Consider the following 16,254-nt stretch of genomic DNA (forward strand, 5'->3'; position numbering starts at 1 on the left):
CGCGGCAAAAGACTAGGCTTAAGATTTAATTTAATTGCTGGAATCTATAACATGGAGCTGAGTAAAAAATGACTTATGAAAGAACTCTAATTTATATGAATAATATATTTGGAGCTAAAAAATACCTAATTAAACTGAGTAACTATTATTTAACTTTAAAACTCAATCGAGTCATCAGATTGTTCGTGGTTTTAATGTTTTATAAATTTTAGATTTTAGAATAGTCACTATGAAAAAAATATTGATCTTAACAGGCTTGGCACTTATGTGCAGTCATGCTTATCCAACAAATATTACAGTTGATAAACTGATGAATTTAAATTCTTTAAACTGTCAAGCGTCAGCGCAAATCTTTCAAATTTCAAATGATCTTAATGAACAAAAAAGCGTGGAATTAAGGTAAATTAGACGAAACAGGAAGTTAAATTAGCCCATGATGTTTATCAGGGAATCTATGCTTATCAAAATTATAAAACCAAACATATGGTTCAAGATGATTTTGCTGTGAACTTTAAAAAGTATGGTGTGCGAGTCATCAAAATTGCATTTCAAGCAATTAAAACTTCAGAGAGTGAATCAGGCGCTTATTATTTTATTTTTCAAGGTCACCCATCGACTGTACTTTATCAACTGAAAAAATACTTTGGCGAGAAGTGGATTAGTGAGCTGAGCTTGGATGAAACACCTCAGGGAAATACCAAGTTAAGCTGTGTGTATATAGGATGAAGGAAGTCAAATAAACATATCTAACAAATTTCGACCATGATCATAAGACACTTTGTTTATTAATCCTGACGTTAGCCAAAAAATTCAGCAGAATAAAGCCACCTAACGGTGGCTTTATTCGTTTAAACAGTAAGTTGGATCTGTTTCAGAACTGCTCTCAAAGTATTTTCAAAATCAAAAGATTCATTGGTACTGTCTTGATAACGCCAAGCAACATAGCCATCTGGACGTACTAAAACAGCACCAGATTCATGAATTTCAGACTTCGCATTCCATGTACCATAGACATCACGATAATCTCTTGAACCGATTTGAATGACATCTAAATACCCAAGATTAAGTTTTTCAGCAGCTTGTTTCCAGCCTTTGCCTGAGAGGCCTGTGAGTAAGGTAAAATGCCCTTTGCCCGTAATATCTAGAGTTGAAACTTTTTGACCTTTAGCATTGATGAGCCAAGTATGCGGTACTTTTGCTCCAGGGCGTGTAGTGGCTTGTAGGTAAAGTTGATCATCTTGTTTAAATACTTCAGGTTCTGATTCAGAGATGACCGCATTTGAGCTATAACGCTGATTCAGTTCAACACCTTGAGCATTAAATTCAAAATTTTTAATTGCTAATGCATTGTAGAGTTTTGTACGTATTTCAGCGCCTTGTTCATTTTCAGCAAAAATACGCTCCAGCATTTGCTTTTGGGTTGTTACACCTTGATCAAAACCAAAAACTTCTTTGAGGTGTTTATAATCAAATCGTGATTGGTTGGCACGTGCAACAATTTGCTTACCTACAGGCGCACGTTCAACGGTATAAGAATCGAGAAGCGTAGGTTGAGACCAACCTTTAACTGCATATGCAAGTTTCCAACCGAGATTAAAGGCATCTTGCATGCAGGTGTTTGAGCCTAGACCACTTGATGGTGGGTGACGATGCACTGCATCACCACCACAGAATACACGACCTTTCGAATATTCAGTTGCCCATGTTTGGTTCACGTACCAATAAGACAATTTTTGAATTTCAACATCTTCAACATGCTCACCAACGAAAGCATCTAAACGTGCACGAACTTGCTCTGCAGTCACTTGAGGCTCGCCCTTAGAAATATCGAAGCCCCAACCCATAATCCACTCATTCCATGGGGTGATGGCACGCAATAGCCCCATACCTAAATCACCAAAACTTGCTTCAGGATTGACTATCCATTGCAAAATCGCAGGGCGGTGCTGAACATATTTAGATAAGTCCGCCTTAAAGGTCACATACACTGTACCAGCTCGCGCCATAACGCCTTCAAGTGGTAATCCCAATTGTTCGACAACTTTTGAACGTGCACCGTCCATTCCCACCAAGTATTTGGCGCGTAAATTGAATTCGGTACTGGTTATCCGATTGAGGAAAGTCGCAGTCACACCGTGTTCATCTTGTACGTGAGATAAATATTCAGTATTGAAGTTAAAAATAGCGCCTCGCTTAGCCGCATTTTTAACGAGTAGCGCTTCCATTTTAGGTTGGATAAGATCTACTAAAGGGCATGGACTTCCTTTGATATAATCGCCATGACGTTCATCGCCTGTGCCCCAAGCACTGATACGAGCAATTTCTTCACCGACTAAACTGGTTGTGATGAGACTTTCACCCATGTGTTCCCAAGGTGTTGCGATTTCCTTCACCTGTTCTTCGATACCTAAATCACGGAGGACTTCCATGGCACGTTGATTAGTAATATGTGCACGAGGACTGTTGGCTAACCAATTAAACTGGGTAAACAATTGAACTTTGACGCCATAATTGGCAAGGGCAAGCCCCAGAGTTGAACCAGCAGGACCAGTACCAATGACAAGAACATCAGTGTCAAAATGTTGAGACATGCTTTTTCCTAAATGAATTGAATACATGGGGAAAGTTTTTGAATTGAGTCAGTCTAGAAAAAAAGTGCAGTGATCTATAGTCGTATTCATATAAACTATCGATCTATATAAAATTCAAAGTAATGAAAGTGCACTTATGCACGATGGGCTGATTGAGATATGGAATTACGACATTTACGGTATTTTATGACTGTTGCTCAAGAGCAAAGCTTTACTAAAGCTGCCGAAAAGCTCTATACCGCACAACCATCACTCAGTCAGCAAATTAAAGATCTTGAACAGGAAGTCGGTGTTACTTTATTTGATCGGACCACTCGTAAAGTCAAACTGACTGATGAGGGGGAAGCATTTTTAAAATACGCAGCTTTGACGCTGGACAATGCCAAGCAAGCTGTAGCTGCAGCTAGACAGGTCGCTCAGCAAAAGAATAATCAGATTCACATTGGATTTTTGAATGTGGCTGAACTGAAACTGATGCCTAGCATTCTGGCGCAGTTAAGAAAGAATATTCCTAATCTTAAAATTCATTTACACAGTTTGACTTGTACTGAGCAAATACAAAAACTTAGAAATGCTGAACTTGATATATGTTTTACTCGATACAAAATGGATCATTCAGATTATGAAGATATCCATATTCTGACAGAACAAATTTATTTGGTGGCTGCGGACAATCTTCATCCTTCAGAACGGACATTGAAACTACAAGAGTTAAAAAATTCATCAGTGATTATGTGTGAACAAAATGCTTCACCAATATTCTATGACAAATTAAATGTTCTAGTTCCCTTCGAAAAGATGGATGATCAAATGCTGTGGGTGACTAATGTATTACAGCATATCAATCTGATTAATTTGGGAATGGGCTTTAGTTTTGCTCCCGAATACCTCCTGAAGTTTTTAAATCATAATATCAAAATTGTGAAAACAGATGAGCAATTACCACAGCTTGGTCTATATGCGAATTATCATCGTCATTCAAACAATATTGCATTGAAAATGATTACCGAAGCCCTTATGCAAATGACAACAGAGCGGAAAAGAGTGGAAGAGGTTATTCATGCTTAAACTGATCTATTTTGTACCAGAATCACATCTAGAGTTGACGAAACAGGCAGTATTTGAAGCAGGTGCAGGCGGGATCGGTGATTATGAGCAATGCGCTTGGCAGGTCAAGGGCTTAGGTCAATTTAAACCTGTCAATGGGGCTCAACCATTTATAGGTCGAGTCGGAGAGCTTGAACAAGTTGAAGAGTGGCGTGTAGAAACTATTGTGCCTGAAGATAAAGCCATAGAAGTGGCACGTGCATTAAAAGCCAGTCATCCTTATGAAGAACCAGCTTTTGAATTCTTACACATTATCTCTATTGACCCATGATCGGTTGAATTTTGTATGCGCTGACGATACGAGGATGGAGATTCTCCTGTCCAATATTTGAAGGCTCGAGAAAAAGCTGATGGCTCTGAAAACCCTGTTAAATAGACAATTTCATCATGTTTGAGTGCGGTTTTCGCTAGTAACTGACGAGCAAGTTTTTGTCTTAATGACGTTAGAACATTCTCGTAATTCGTTCCAATATCTTTGAGTGAAATTTGGATTTTACGCGGGGAGAGTTTAAGAATTCTTGCGATATCTTCTAGAGCGAATTGTCTTAATTTTAGTTGTTCGCCTAAAGCCTCTTCAATTTTAATGACTAGTTCATGTTTATCTACAAGTTCAATGTGCTTCTCAATGATAGCTTGATGTAACAGAAATAAATCAGGCTGAGCAGACGGAGAGGCATATTCTAGAATTTCTGCTTTGAATTTTATACAACCATAAGGCTGATTAAAATAAACTGGGCAATGCCATAGCTCATGATATAAGTCCAGAAATTCTGTATTGTCGTAGCTGAGCCAAATTTCTTGTGCTTGAAATTTTCCCTGACTGATATAATCAAAAAAAGATAAAACAATGGTAATCGTACATTCTAAATAATGACGGACAGGGTGATGAAAACCTTTTAGGGTAACGGTGTCATCTTCTATGTGAAGTTCAATATCCAATCCTGTAGTGAAATATTGATAGTATTTCATTGCTATTTTTAATGCATCGCCAAAATTTGCACTACTTAAAAAAATGTATTCAAAAAGTTGACCACGAAAAGTGGGGAGATGATGACCGACAGTTAAACCAATATTGGAATTTTGTGTAATAACTTCTGTGAGTTCCCAGAATTTTTTTTGAACACGATTGTCATATCTTAAATCGCGTTGAGGATAGTCGATTGGATGTTGTAACGCATTTAATTGCGAAAATATTAAATCCACATCAACGCCCATATTTTGCAGTGTCTCGTATACCATGCTTGGAAAAATACCAGCATCGGTTCTAATTTTACTTTTTCTTGCGCTCATACCGATATTCAAGACTCAAGTCATGCATTGGAAAAACTAAGGATGCTCTATCCTCAGTTTAAAATGCTGAAATTATAATGTTGAAATGAGTTTAGAAATAATTTGAATGAATGAACATGTCTTTAAATGTCAAAGCCCCATCTCATGAGGCTTAATTATTGAAAGTTTATTTTGAAGCGCTTAATTGCTTATAGGATCAATATACTCAATATAACCTCGACCCTGAATATGCTGACCTTTGAATTGACCTGAATATTGGTAACTACCTGCATAACCGCCAGCCATACCATATTTAAAGTCGCCATTAGCCTTGCCATAAATAGAAATCAGAAGATTTCCTTGATCATCATTGACTTGCCATTCAAAGACTCGAGGTAAACGCATTTTAATGCCATTTGGTGTAGTTACAGGTTCAGGCTCATATTCATGCACCACAGATTCAAGCCCTCGTTCGTATATTCCTCCATGATGATCTACAGAACGAACGTAAACACGACTTTGCAAAACTAAGCCCATTGGACCATGAGTGTCCACAAATAAGACTTGAGTGTGGTTATTAATATTTAAGATTTGATAAGTAAAAAATCGAATGGGAATGTTGATATTGACACCACGTGCATATTCGAAGGTGCATAGACCTTGAACCTGAGTTTTCTGCCCATCGAGTTCTAAATATCCTTGGTACTCACAAAGCAGTGACCAATGTTCATACATGCTTCCTGCAAGTTTAACGAAATGTGCGATTTTATCAGTTGCTTTCAATTCAAGTTCATAATTGAAAGCGTGACCTTGGCGAGTTGCTTTAATGTCTGGGTAGTTAGCCTCTATAACTAAGTCATTACCGAATTTGAGATATTGACCATTAGTCGCCAGTAAACATTCATGCTGTATACTATATCCAGAAAATAAATTAGGCTGTGTTGCAGCAGTACCAATTAATAGATTTGCGGTATCTAAATCTGAAGTTTTTATTAAATGAGAATTTCTGAATATTTTAACGAGAGGTTGTCCTGCAACCACAATCATATTTAAAAAGTTGAATGGGGCAGGTAGATTAGGAATCATGATCCCGTAGTGTACACAGGTATATTTCCCGACAGGTGTGTGTGTCGCAGTGTTTGGATCAAAAGCTTGACCATTTACAAGAGATGAATAATCTATATGTTTAACAATGCTTGAGGGAAGTTTAATTTTCATCTTATTCTCAATTAATATTTTGGCTTAAAATCATTTTTGAAAAAATACGATCAAAAATATAAATCGAGATAAAATAAAAAAATTGACACTACAAACAGTAAGCAATTGTTTGAAGTGTCAACACGAAAAATAAGTCATCAAAAATGTGTGATATTACATTTAAACTTTTTGAATAAATAAGTCTCGATCGAAACGATATTGTGGGAAGAACACACCATCTTCAGCACGCTCTCCCGCACCAATGACCATAATTGGAAACTCTTTAGCATTGAGCCCCAATGTTTTACATACTAAAGGTTCATCAAAACCTTCCATCATACAACTGTCGAATCCATAAGCTCTGAGCGCAAGTACAAGATTTTCGCAGGCTAAAGCTGTTGTCTTCGCTGCCCAAAGTTTGGCATCCGCAGGTGTAAAAGCGGTAACAGGCATTTGTTTGTCAAAATTACGTGCTACTTTGAAAGTTACTTTCTTAAAGTTACCAATTGCATTTAAGTAACCCGTTTTATAATTCAGTGGAATATAGGTATAATATTTTTTGACGAGTGGAGGAATCTCAGGAAATGGAAATTCTTGAATATTCAGTTTTGCCATTTCATTAATTCGATCTGTACGTGCGACACAGACAATCAATTCAGCCGCTGTGCGCGCAGCCCATTGATTTAAACACGCTTTTACAATCTTTTGTTTCTTTTCAGGATTTTGGACAACATAAAAAGTCCAAGGTTGTAAGTTAGATGAATTAGGGGCCAAGAGTGCTAAATCTAAACATTGATCGAGGATATCAGACGGTATAGGTTTTTCTGTAAACTTCCGAACAGATCGACGACTGGTCACGACCTTTTTGAAATTTTCAACATCAATGTCTTGTGGTGCAGGTTCGTAGTAGCGTTTTTTTTCAGTCGTCATGATCCATTCCTTAGATAGAGAGTATTCACCGAGTCGTGAGACTCGGATCTTTTAGCTTAATTAAATTGTGTGAAATCAGGTTTACGTTTTTGCATAAAAGCTTGTACAGCTTCCATCATTTCTGGAGAGCCGACGCGCCCCATAAAGATTACTGCTTCATGATCAATCCAGGACACGATCTCATCAACATCATGTTTCATTAAGGCTTTAGATTGCACGAGAGAAGCAAGTGGTAGTGAAGCCAGTTGTGTGGCTTTTTGAGCGGCAGTTGCATAAACGTCAGATTCAATACTGTTGATCAAGTTTGCAGCCAATGCTTTTTTACTGTCGAATTTATCAGCAGTTAATAAAAGTTCTGCTGCTTTCACATGACCTGCTTGACGTGCTAGTAATTTACTAGATGCGCCTTCAGGTGAAAGACCTAAGCTTACAAATGGAATTTGGAACAAAGCAGTGTTATCTGCATAAACTAAGTCGCAATGCAATAAGATCGTTACGCCAATACCAATTGCGACACCACGTACCGCAGCAATCAGTGGTTTAGAAAATTTAGCAGCAGATTTTAAAAGCACAAAAGGAGGACCATCTTCTGGACGAATTTGATCTTTCATCGCCGCAGATTTCATGAAGTCTTGCATATCATTACCAGCACTGAAATCTGCATCTTCGCCACGTAAAATGACCACACGAACAGCTTGATCTTTGTCTGCTTCATCAAGGGCTTTGGCGATCCAGAGGTATAATTCGCCGTATAATGCATTTTTGGCTTTAGGACGATTAATCGCCAAGGTCAGCACACCATCTTCTAATTTTGCATTTAAATGCTCATGAGGTTGTTGAATACAACTTAATGACATCGTACTATCCTTGCTTTCAATTAATATAGATTTTATGAAATCTATTATGTCGTATTCTGGCGAAGAGTGACATAACTGATCAGTTCATAAACGTGACTTGGCGATGAATTATAAATTTGATTATTTGGTTTATATCGGACGTTTTCAGCCTTTTCATTTGGCACATATGGAAACCATTAAAATTGCGCTGACGCATAGCCAGAACGTTATTTTAGCGCTTGGTTCTGCTCAATTAGAGCGGAATATAAAAAATCCATTTTTAGCCATTGAACGTGAACAGATGATTTTGTCTAACTTTTCTGCTGATCAACAGGCAAGAATCAAATTTGTACACGTCATTGATGTTTATAATGATGAAAAATGGCAAAAATTGGTCAAATCTTTAGTGGCGGGTGTAGTACAGCCAAGTGATCAAGTCGGCTTAATCGGTCACTTTAAAGATGACTCATCCTATTACCTCAAATTTTTCCCAGAATGGGAGATGTTGGAGCTCGATAGTTTAAAAGGTGCAATTTCTGCAACACCACTTCGTGAAGCATACTATCGGGGGGAAATTATGGAAAAAGAACTTCCCCACGGAACGATTCAATTTTTACAAGCGTTTCAAAATTCAGAAATTTACCAACAACTGAAAACTAAATACCAACGTCAAGACAGTACAAGTTTGAGTGAATCAATTGAATGATTGTGTTTAACACAAGAAAACCGAGGGAAATCGTGCGTACTATTACACAAATGAGTTTGGCCACAGTGCTGTTATCTGCTTCTGTTTTTGCTCAAGCGCAAACATGGATACTATCACCTAGCAGTAAGATCAGCTTTGATATCCGATCTGCAGGAATGTCGATTGTAAATGGGCAATTTCAAAAGTATCAATCACAGATGAATTTTGATCCGGCACAGCCTAATCAAGGTTCAGCTAAATTTGTGATGGATGTGAATAGCCTTAAACTGAGCAAAAACTCTTTAAAGGATATGGTCTTTGGTGACAGTTTCTTTCATGCAAGCAAATATAAAACTGTGACCTTTCAAAGTAATCAAATTCGTGCTTTAGGAAATAATAAATACAAATTTGATGGTCAACTCACCATGCGTGGTGTGACACGCCCAGTTTCATTTGATACAATTTTAACTCCAAATGCATCGAATCCAAATGTGTTGAATGTACAATCTACAACAGTCATCAATCGTAGTGATTTCGGTATGCGCAAAGCGATTGGTGGAATTGGTGAAAAAGTGAATATCAAGCTTGAAGGGCAGTGGAAAGCCAACTAAATCGATGAAAAGAAAGCAGTGATTCACTCACTGCTTTTTTAATGTCATGAGTATGTCTGTAATATGTTTGAGTTGTGGGGACTGCTGTTTCCAATGATGCCAATATAGATCAACGTCTTGTGTTGCCTCAGGCAACAAACAAATTAATACTCCTTGGTCGAGTAAGTCTTGAATTTGCAGTTCAGGCACCATGCCATAGCCTAAGCCGAGTTGGATTGCATCGACAAATGACTTAGAAGAGGGGACATAATGATATGGATAACTAGATTGCGGTAATCCAAATTGATTCAGTAGAACCGTTTCATGTAAATGATCTTTATCATTAAAGATGACCGCAGGCGCACGGCGAAAGGAATCGCGATTTAGTCCGTTTTTAAACCATGTTATTTTGAATTCTGGCGTACATACCATTTGATAACGCATCGTGAACAAAAATTCTGAGTGGCAACCTGTCATAGGTTGGGATTCAGCGCTTATACACGCATTTACATAGCCTGATTCCATTAATTGATGCGTATGATCCTGATCATCTATTCGAAGTTGTATTGTGATTTTTTGCTCTATTAACTGTTCAGCAATCGCAGGCAAGAGCCATGTTTCTAATGAATCTGCATTCGTTCCAATGATAATTTTATAAAACTCAGAATTTTGATTTTTTCCCTGAATAAGCTGCAAAACATTTTCTTCTTGACGCTTTTGCCGTAATAAATGTTCAAGCAATATTTCACCTGAATGTGTCACACGGCAAGGTCGTTCTCTCAGGATTAATGTTTGACCAATCTGACGTTCCAATTGTTGGATTCGAAGAGTAATTGCAGCCGCAGAGAGACAAAGCTTTCTAGCAGCCAGATCAAAACTTCCAGTTTCCGCCACGGTGATAAACGCGACACAGTCTTTATAATTGAAAATCATGATTTAATAAAACTTAATGAACTTAATATTAATTTAATAATACTCAATTTAAGATTGAATTGTTCATAATCCGCCTAATGATAAATATTAGGTGTTTTATGTCTTTATCCGTACTGTTTAATGGCTTTGTAACGAGTTTAAGTTTGATTATGGCGATAGGTGCTCAGAATGCTTTTGTGCTTAAACAGGGCTTAAAAAAAGAATATGTTCTGTCTATTTGCATCATTTGCGCCTTTTCAGACTCACTTTTAATTTTGGCTGGTGTATTTGGATTTGGGCAGTTTATCTCAGGCCATCCACAAGTGATGACATATGCACAATGGGGTGGGGCTATATTTCTAGTGGTATATGGTTTACATCATTTTTATCAAGCATTTTCGACCAAAAAATCGATGTGTCTTGATCATCATACGGCTGTTTCATGGTTTAAAATTATTCTCATTTGCTTGGCATTTACATGGCTGAATCCTCATGTGTATTTAGATACTGTCGTGCTTGTAGGTGCGATATCGACGCAATTTGAAGATCACTTATTATCGTTTGCTATCGGTGCGATTACGGCATCATGGTTATTTTTCTTTAGTTTGGGTTTTGGTGCGCAATATCTATCCGCTTACTTTCACAATCCCCGCGCATGGCAAGTCTTGGATATTTTGATTGCTTTAATCATGTGGTACATCGCCTATAACTTAATTAGTTAACTAGAAATTAAAGCATGGAGTTGTGCAAAAAACCTTTTAAAAGACAACTTTTATTTTCCAAATGTTTGATCACAGCATCTGTAACTCTAAGAGCTACCTCATAATTTTTGATCATATTTAAAATTTTAATAAATAATGTCTTAGATTATTCATGTCTAGATTCACTGTGCTTCGATCGATAACTTGATATTTATGCTTACTTAAATTTTCAAACTAAGTCGCTCTGAATAAGTTGGACGAGATACTTTTCTAAGGTTGTAATATGATCGAATATAACTGTGAATTAGTTAAAAACAAAAGTAAATATTAATGATAAATTAATTATAAATAAAAATCATTATCATTTAAATTGTGTATGATGTGCCCAAAACCGTATATAAGAGGGCAGCCACGTGAAAAGAAATCTATTATTTTTGTCTTTAGTTTCTATACCATGTTTTGCAGTTGCGCAAGAACCAACACAATTGGCAACCATTGTAGTAAAAGCAGACTCACAAGAAACCGATGTCACAGGTAAACTGAAAAAAAAAGCTACACTGAATATTTTAGGTGAAAAGGATGTGTTAGACACGCCGTTTACCATCCGTAACTACAGCGATCAAGCCATTCAAGATGCACACGCGCATACCATTATGGATGTCTTAAAGATCGACCCAAGTATTCGTACCACGACCAATAGTGGGCATCTCAATGAAAACTTTAGTATTCGTGGTTTTGGTGTGAATTGGGAAGATTACAATTTAAATGGTACTTATGGCATGGCACCTACGGGGCGTGTGACCACAGATATTCTCAATTCAGTGACGGTGCTCAAAGGACCGAATGCACTTGTTGCAGGGATGGCACCGGGTGGAAGCGTTGGCGGTGTAATCGTTGCAAATACGAAACGTGCAGACAAAGAACTTACCCGTGTCACCGCGAATTTCGAAGAAGAAGGTTTTTATAAATCTGGCTTTGATGTTGCACGCCGCTTTGGTCAAGATCAACAGTTTGGTGCTCGCTTAAGTGCCAATTATGGACAAGGTGAACATGTTGTTGATGGCCTAGAAGATGAAAGTACCTCAGCCGTATTAGCATTAGATTGGACCACTGATAAAGCAAAAGTGAATTTTGATGCTTATGTGACGGATGATAAACGTGAAGGTGGTTCGCCTGCGATGGTTTCATTTGCACAGCTTGGCAAAGTCTTAGATGCACCTGACGGTCGTAGTAACTTTTTCCCGAATATCCATGGTAAACAATCAGCACAATATGTTGGATTGTCAGGTGAATATAAATTACTAGATAATTTAAAAGTCATTGCTGGCGTTGGTACTGCAGAACAAAAATATCAAGGGCATCTTTTTGGTACACGCATGATCGTAATCAATGATGCAGGTGACGCGAACTCTCAATATTATCATGTAAAATTAAAGCAAAATAATACCTCAGCAAACTTAGGTTTAGAGGGTGCATTTAATACTGGATCAATTGAACATAAAATTGGTTTACGTGCAGACTACTTAAATATTGAAACAGTGAAACATAAAGGACAAGGATCTACAGCTGTCCCATTTGTCACCAATCTCTACGATCCAAGCCACGAAGGTCATATGCCAGAGCAGGCGCCTGAAATATTTAAACAGGCCGATAATGATTTCATCAGTTATTCATTCACTGATCAAATTTCCGTGCTTGATAATAAATTACAATTCATTTTAGGTGCACGTTACCAAGATATGGACATCAAAAATCCATTGACTGGCGTTGAATATAGCGAAGATAAAGTGTCACCAAGTTTAGGGATCGTGGTGAAACCTTGGGGTGAAGATATCTCGCTTTATGCAAGTTATGTAGAAGGGTTGTCTCAAGGCAATACTGTAACGACGGAAACAGATGTGAATTTTGGAAAAACATTCGCACCATTCCAAACTAAACAGTATGAGGTGGGCGCAAAATATCAACATGGTTCTTGGTTACATACCCTTGCTGCATATCAAATTGAAAAACCAAGTACAATTACAGAGTATTATGCCACCCCGATCAATGGATCGACTCAGATTACGACCGATGGTGGTGAAACTACCTCGAAAGGACTTGAGTATGGATTCTCAGGCAATGTCACAGATGATGTGATTGTTTGGGGTAACTTGGCTTATATTGATGCTGAATATACCAAAGGTATGAGTGGAAAAGTTAAGCTTTCGGGAAATACAGTAGAAGGTCAACCTGAGTTCACAGCAGGGCTTGGCATTGAGTATAAACTCCCGGTGGATGGTTTAAGTGTGAATGCACGTGCTAACTATGTGGATAACCAATATCTCAACAATACCAATACGCTCGAACTTCCTGACTATACGTTACTCGATATCGGTGCGAAATACACAACCAATCTTGGCGGTGTAGATACGACTTTCCGTGCCAATATTGACAATGTCACAGATGAAAAATATTGGGCGGGTGTATTTAACAGTGGCTTTACAACATTGGGTGCAGGACGTACCTATAAACTTGGCGTAAGCTTTGATTTCTAATTGTAGTCAAAAAGAATTATAAGTAGATGAAACCCACGTCAATCGTGGGTTTTTTCATTAGTTCTGCAAAGCTTTTAAATCTTCAAGCACTTGTTCAGCATGCCCTGCAGCTTTGACTTTACGATATTCTTTAACGAGTTTGCCTTGATGAAAAATAAAAGTTGAGCGCTCAATCCCCATCACTTTTTTTCCATACATATTTTTCTCTTTAATCACATCAAAGTGTTGGCAAAGCACTTCTTCTTTATCGCTAATCAAGTCAATTGTTAAAGCTTGCTTTTCGGTGAAGTTTTGATGGGCTTTTACTGAGTCTCTAGAAACACCGAAAATAGTGGTATGAAGCGCATCAAACTGATCTTTCAAACATGAAAAACCAACAGCTTGCGTTGTACACCCAGGTGTTGAATCTTTTGGATAAAAATAAATGATGAGCCAATCTGTATTCAACTCAGTTAAATTCACAGAACCTGTAGTCGTTGGGAATGTTTGATTGGGTAAACTAATTGTTTCCGTTGACATTATAATTTCCTCAAAAGTTGTCACTACATTTATAGGGGAATTCAAAAAAATAGCCACACGAGGTGGCTATCTTAGACCTTATACAAGCTGCAATTATTTTTTAGCTTGTGCTGCTTTCATTGCTTCCTCTGTTAACGACTGTAGCTTAGACGTTAACTGTGGGCCGAAGCATGCTTGAAGATCAGTATTCTGTTTCTTCACGATAGCTAAACTAGAAGGGCTTTTCTTTTGGTTAATCGCACTTTGGATTTCCCATTTTTGAGCATTAGTGAGCTTGCCGTCTGCTTCAATTGCACAAGTACAATATTTGCTGACTTCAGCAGCAGAAAGCTTATTCCCTTTAGCAGTTTCTTCCTTACAAACATTAATCAGTGCAGATTTTACGTTAGTACTTTTGTAGGCTTGCTGCATTTTATTATTCGGCTCATTTGCTTGAGCAGCAGAACCGAAAAGTGCTGCAGCAGAAACAATGGCTGAAAGAATAATGTTTGATTTTAAATTTTTCATATATGGCACCCTGTTATTACGGTATATAACGAGTTGGGTCTTCAACGCCAGCATCTGCAAAACCTTGTTTACGCAAACGACAGCTGTCGCATTTTCCACAAGCTCGTCCTTGGTCATCTGCTTGATAGCATGACACCGTTTGACTGTAGTCTACGCCATGTTCGATGCCTAAGCGAATAATATTTGCTTTGGATAATTGTAGTAAAGGTGTTTCAAATTTAAGAGGTTTTCCTTCCACACCTACTTTTGTCGCTAATCTTGCCATATTAGCAAATGCTTCAATAAATTCTGGTCGACAATCTGGATAACCTGAATAATCCACCGCATTAATTCCAATTACGATGGCTTCTGCGTCAAACACTTCTGCTGCTGCAAGTGCATAAGACAGGAAAATCGTATTACGTGCTGGAACATAAGTGACAGGGATTCCTTCTTGTTCTTGATCAGGAACATCAATGGAATGATCAGTTAATGCAGAACCACCTAAATTACCCAAATCTATATTAATCACGCGATGTTCAACGCCTGCTTGTTGTGTCAGTTTACGTGCAGCATCCAATTCAGTTGTTGAGCGTTGACCATACATAAAACTTAAAGCGATACATTCATAGCGTGCTTGCGCCCAAGCCAAGCAAGTCGTTGAGTCTAAACCACCTGATAACAATACAATGGCACGAGGGCGCATAGGAGAACTCCAAAAAATTAAAGTAAATAAAAAATGAATTATAACTGATTATATAAAGAATAATGGGGTATAAATTTTTTGAATATATAGATCTGCAGAAGTCACAAAACTAAATTAGATCATTATAAAGAAAGTGAAATGTTCGTTTTAGAATTCATTTTACAAGATGTAATAAAACTCTCTTTTGAGTCGAATAAAGTTTAAACAGTTGTTGTTTTTGTTTAAATATTAAATATAATTTAACAAATACTTGATTAAAACTTACAAAAATAATTTTTACGGAATGAAAATGAATCAAATTAATACTTTAATTTTAACCACTGCTGCGTTGATCAGTACAAATTCTTTTGCATTTGAGGAGCTTTCAGATCAAGAATTGTCAACATATGCAGCACAAGATGGTATTACGATTAGCCTTTTACCAGGTGGACCCATTCAAGCTGATTTGATTTGGCACGATAACAGTGGATTCGGGCCAGATTACAACGAAGGAAACACAAAAGCAGGTGCCTTAATTTTCGGTACAGCGAATGGACGTAGTAAGAATCCATTATCACTTTCTTCTGGTTCGGCAGATATTAGTATTACCTTAAAAATCGATGCTCAAGGAGGGAGTAGTACTACAGGGCCTTTTCTGAATTTAGGTGTATTTGTTCCTGAAGATATTATTATTAATACCGGTGATATTTGGGTGGGTAAATCGGGTCAAGTTAGTCCAACCGGAAGAGGCTATAGTGATCCCGTTAAAATTATGGATAATATGAAATTTTATGTATCCAATCTCTCTACCAATATTCAGCTCGGTTCAGCACCTCAAGGCAGTCTTTTAAAACTGAATGGAATATTTAAAGATGGCTTACGTTTAGAGGGCTTCAAAGTCCACGATCATGATGGTGGTGGCGCATTCGGAATAGAATTTATTAATTTAAAAAATACTCAACCAGGGCGTTTTGGCATCAATAATCTTGATTTTGATGTTGCAGGTTCGATACGTACAGATGGACTGGAACTCAAAATAAACCGTCTCGGAGATCAAAATGGTTTTAATGCAATGTTATGGGGAGTAGGCGTTGGAGATGCATCAACAATAAATAATAAGATTGGGGATATTTCAATGAAAGGGATTAATTTGAATGGCACGACCATTAAAGTGTCAGCACACTAAAAGATCATTTTGTCTCAAACTACAGT

At 37.6% G+C, this 16,254-nt stretch carries 17 protein-coding genes; 8 read left to right on the forward strand and 9 right to left on the reverse strand.

Features of this window, described 5'->3' with window-relative positions; translation table 11 throughout:
- Nucleotides 1–504: 504 nt before the first annotated feature.
- The gene (locus AC1M9P_RS12195) at nt 505–726 is read left to right on the forward strand and encodes a hypothetical protein (protein WP_481587768.1); all 222 of its coding nucleotides are present in this window, start codon (nt 505–507) and stop codon (nt 724–726) included.
- A 122-nt stretch (nt 727–848) separates the two neighbouring features.
- Here the strand turns inward: AC1M9P_RS12195 and AC1M9P_RS12200 are convergent, their stop codons facing one another.
- Nucleotides 849–2,591: an FAD-dependent monooxygenase gene (locus AC1M9P_RS12200; protein WP_481587769.1), complete on the reverse strand. Its 1,743-nt coding sequence runs from the start codon at nt 2,589–2,591 to the stop codon at nt 849–851.
- 159 nt (nt 2,592–2,750) lie between these two features.
- On the opposite strand from AC1M9P_RS12200, the gene AC1M9P_RS12205 reads away from it, so the two are divergent.
- Both AC1M9P_RS12205 and AC1M9P_RS12210 read left to right on the forward strand, forming a co-directional pair.
- Nucleotides 2,751–3,659 carry a LysR family transcriptional regulator gene (locus AC1M9P_RS12205; RefSeq protein WP_481587770.1) on the forward strand — a complete coding sequence of 303 codons (909 nt, stop codon included), beginning with the start codon at nt 2,751–2,753 and terminating at the stop codon, nt 3,657–3,659.
- A complete protein-coding gene (locus AC1M9P_RS12210; protein ID WP_481587771.1) occupies nt 3,652–3,969 on the forward strand; it encodes an NGG1p interacting factor NIF3 in 318 nt (105 codons plus the stop codon). The genes AC1M9P_RS12205 and AC1M9P_RS12210 overlap by 8 nt, the downstream gene beginning before the upstream one ends.
- On the opposite strand, the gene AC1M9P_RS12215 is transcribed toward AC1M9P_RS12210, so the two are convergent.
- The 4 genes from AC1M9P_RS12215 to AC1M9P_RS12230 all read right to left on the reverse strand — a co-directional run bounded on the left by AC1M9P_RS12215 (nt 3,918) and on the right by AC1M9P_RS12230 (nt 7,951).
- On the reverse strand, nt 3,918–4,988 hold the full coding sequence (locus AC1M9P_RS12215) for a helix-turn-helix domain-containing protein (protein WP_481587772.1): 1,071 nt from the start codon (nt 4,986–4,988) through the stop codon (nt 3,918–3,920). The two genes, AC1M9P_RS12210 and AC1M9P_RS12215, sit on opposite strands and share 52 nt — an antisense overlap.
- A 180-nt stretch (nt 4,989–5,168) precedes the next feature.
- Entirely contained in the window at nt 5,169–6,185 is a 1,017-nt protein-coding gene (locus AC1M9P_RS12220) for a DUF6670 family protein (RefSeq protein WP_481587773.1), read from the reverse strand.
- 159 nt (nt 6,186–6,344) lie between these two features.
- Nucleotides 6,345–7,094 (reverse strand): nitroreductase family protein, encoded by a 750-nt coding sequence (locus AC1M9P_RS12225; protein ID WP_481587774.1) that lies wholly within the window; start codon nt 7,092–7,094, stop codon nt 6,345–6,347.
- A 56-nt stretch (nt 7,095–7,150) separates the two neighbouring features.
- Nucleotides 7,151–7,951 carry an enoyl-CoA hydratase-related protein gene (locus tag AC1M9P_RS12230; protein WP_481587775.1) on the reverse strand — a complete coding sequence of 267 codons (801 nt, stop codon included), beginning with the start codon at nt 7,949–7,951 and terminating at the stop codon, nt 7,151–7,153.
- Between the two features lie 103 nt (nt 7,952–8,054).
- On the opposite strand from AC1M9P_RS12230, the gene AC1M9P_RS12235 reads away from it, so the two are divergent.
- Together AC1M9P_RS12235 and AC1M9P_RS12240 are read left to right on the forward strand one after the other, a co-directional pair.
- Nucleotides 8,055–8,636 (forward strand): nicotinate-nicotinamide nucleotide adenylyltransferase, encoded by a 582-nt coding sequence (locus AC1M9P_RS12235; RefSeq protein WP_481587776.1) that lies wholly within the window; start codon nt 8,055–8,057, stop codon nt 8,634–8,636.
- A gap of 32 nt (nt 8,637–8,668) precedes the next feature.
- Complete coding sequence (locus AC1M9P_RS12240) at nt 8,669–9,226, forward strand: YceI family protein (protein ID WP_481587777.1); 558 nt, start codon at nt 8,669–8,671, stop codon at nt 9,224–9,226.
- 27 nt (nt 9,227–9,253) lie between these two features.
- Here the strand turns inward: AC1M9P_RS12240 and AC1M9P_RS12245 are convergent, their stop codons facing one another.
- Entirely contained in the window at nt 9,254–10,135 is an 882-nt protein-coding gene (locus AC1M9P_RS12245; protein ID WP_481587822.1) for a LysR family transcriptional regulator ArgP, read from the reverse strand.
- Between the two features lie 101 nt (nt 10,136–10,236).
- Between AC1M9P_RS12245 and AC1M9P_RS12250 the strand changes: the two genes are divergently transcribed.
- Both AC1M9P_RS12250 and AC1M9P_RS12255 read left to right on the forward strand, forming a co-directional pair.
- Nucleotides 10,237–10,839, forward strand: coding sequence for a LysE/ArgO family amino acid transporter (locus AC1M9P_RS12250; protein WP_481587778.1), 603 nt, complete (start codon nt 10,237–10,239; stop codon nt 10,837–10,839).
- A 392-nt stretch (nt 10,840–11,231) separates the two neighbouring features.
- Nucleotides 11,232–13,352 carry a TonB-dependent receptor gene (locus AC1M9P_RS12255; protein WP_481587779.1) on the forward strand — a complete coding sequence of 707 codons (2,121 nt, stop codon included), beginning with the start codon at nt 11,232–11,234 and terminating at the stop codon, nt 13,350–13,352.
- Between the two features lie 57 nt (nt 13,353–13,409).
- On the opposite strand, the gene AC1M9P_RS12260 is transcribed toward AC1M9P_RS12255, so the two are convergent.
- From AC1M9P_RS12260 to queC, 3 genes are all read right to left on the reverse strand, one after another.
- Nucleotides 13,410–13,871, reverse strand: a complete 462-nt coding sequence (locus AC1M9P_RS12260) for a peroxiredoxin (RefSeq protein ID WP_481587780.1) — start codon at nt 13,869–13,871, stop codon at nt 13,410–13,412.
- Nucleotides 13,872–13,964: 93 nt separating this feature from the next.
- A complete protein-coding gene (locus AC1M9P_RS12265; RefSeq protein WP_481587781.1) occupies nt 13,965–14,378 on the reverse strand; it encodes a hypothetical protein in 414 nt (137 codons plus the stop codon).
- A 16-nt stretch (nt 14,379–14,394) separates the two neighbouring features.
- Nucleotides 14,395–15,063 (reverse strand): 7-cyano-7-deazaguanine synthase QueC, encoded by a 669-nt coding sequence (gene queC / locus AC1M9P_RS12270; RefSeq protein ID WP_180028449.1) that lies wholly within the window; start codon nt 15,061–15,063, stop codon nt 14,395–14,397.
- 289 nt (nt 15,064–15,352) lie between these two features.
- Between queC and filA the strand changes: the two genes are divergently transcribed.
- The gene (gene filA, locus AC1M9P_RS12275; RefSeq protein ID WP_481587782.1) at nt 15,353–16,228 is read left to right on the forward strand and encodes a putative pilus system protein FilA; all 876 of its coding nucleotides are present in this window, start codon (nt 15,353–15,355) and stop codon (nt 16,226–16,228) included.
- The last annotated feature ends 26 nt before the right edge of the window (nt 16,229–16,254 follow it).

The organism is Acinetobacter sp. 25-47-122 (assembly GCF_056779695.1).

Excerpts from the sequence above, each read along its gene's own strand:
- AC1M9P_RS12200 (WP_481587769.1), bottom strand. The coding sequence starts at position 2,591 with ATGTCTCAACATTTTGACACTGATGTTCTTGTCATTGGTACTGGTCCT.
- AC1M9P_RS12205 (WP_481587770.1), top strand. The coding sequence starts at position 2,751 with ATGGAATTACGACATTTACGGTATTTTATGACTGTTGCTCAAGAGCAA.
- AC1M9P_RS12210 (WP_481587771.1), top strand. The coding sequence starts at position 3,652 with ATGCTTAAACTGATCTATTTTGTACCAGAATCACATCTAGAGTTGACG.
- AC1M9P_RS12215 (WP_481587772.1), bottom strand. The coding sequence starts at position 4,988 with ATGAGCGCAAGAAAAAGTAAAATTAGAACCGATGCTGGTATTTTTCCA.
- AC1M9P_RS12220 (WP_481587773.1), bottom strand. The coding sequence starts at position 6,185 with ATGAAAATTAAACTTCCCTCAAGCATTGTTAAACATATAGATTATTCA.
- AC1M9P_RS12225 (WP_481587774.1), bottom strand. The coding sequence starts at position 7,094 with ATGACGACTGAAAAAAAACGCTACTACGAACCTGCACCACAAGACATT.
- AC1M9P_RS12230 (WP_481587775.1), bottom strand. The coding sequence starts at position 7,951 with ATGTCATTAAGTTGTATTCAACAACCTCATGAGCATTTAAATGCAAAA.
- AC1M9P_RS12235 (WP_481587776.1), top strand. The coding sequence starts at position 8,055 with ATGAATTATAAATTTGATTATTTGGTTTATATCGGACGTTTTCAGCCT.
- AC1M9P_RS12250 (WP_481587778.1), top strand. The coding sequence starts at position 10,237 with ATGTCTTTATCCGTACTGTTTAATGGCTTTGTAACGAGTTTAAGTTTG.
- AC1M9P_RS12260 (WP_481587780.1), bottom strand. The coding sequence starts at position 13,871 with ATGTCAACGGAAACAATTAGTTTACCCAATCAAACATTCCCAACGACT.
- AC1M9P_RS12265 (WP_481587781.1), bottom strand. The coding sequence starts at position 14,378 with ATGAAAAATTTAAAATCAAACATTATTCTTTCAGCCATTGTTTCTGCT.
- queC (WP_180028449.1), bottom strand. The coding sequence starts at position 15,063 with ATGCGCCCTCGTGCCATTGTATTGTTATCAGGTGGTTTAGACTCAACG.
- filA (WP_481587782.1), top strand. The coding sequence starts at position 15,353 with ATGAATCAAATTAATACTTTAATTTTAACCACTGCTGCGTTGATCAGT.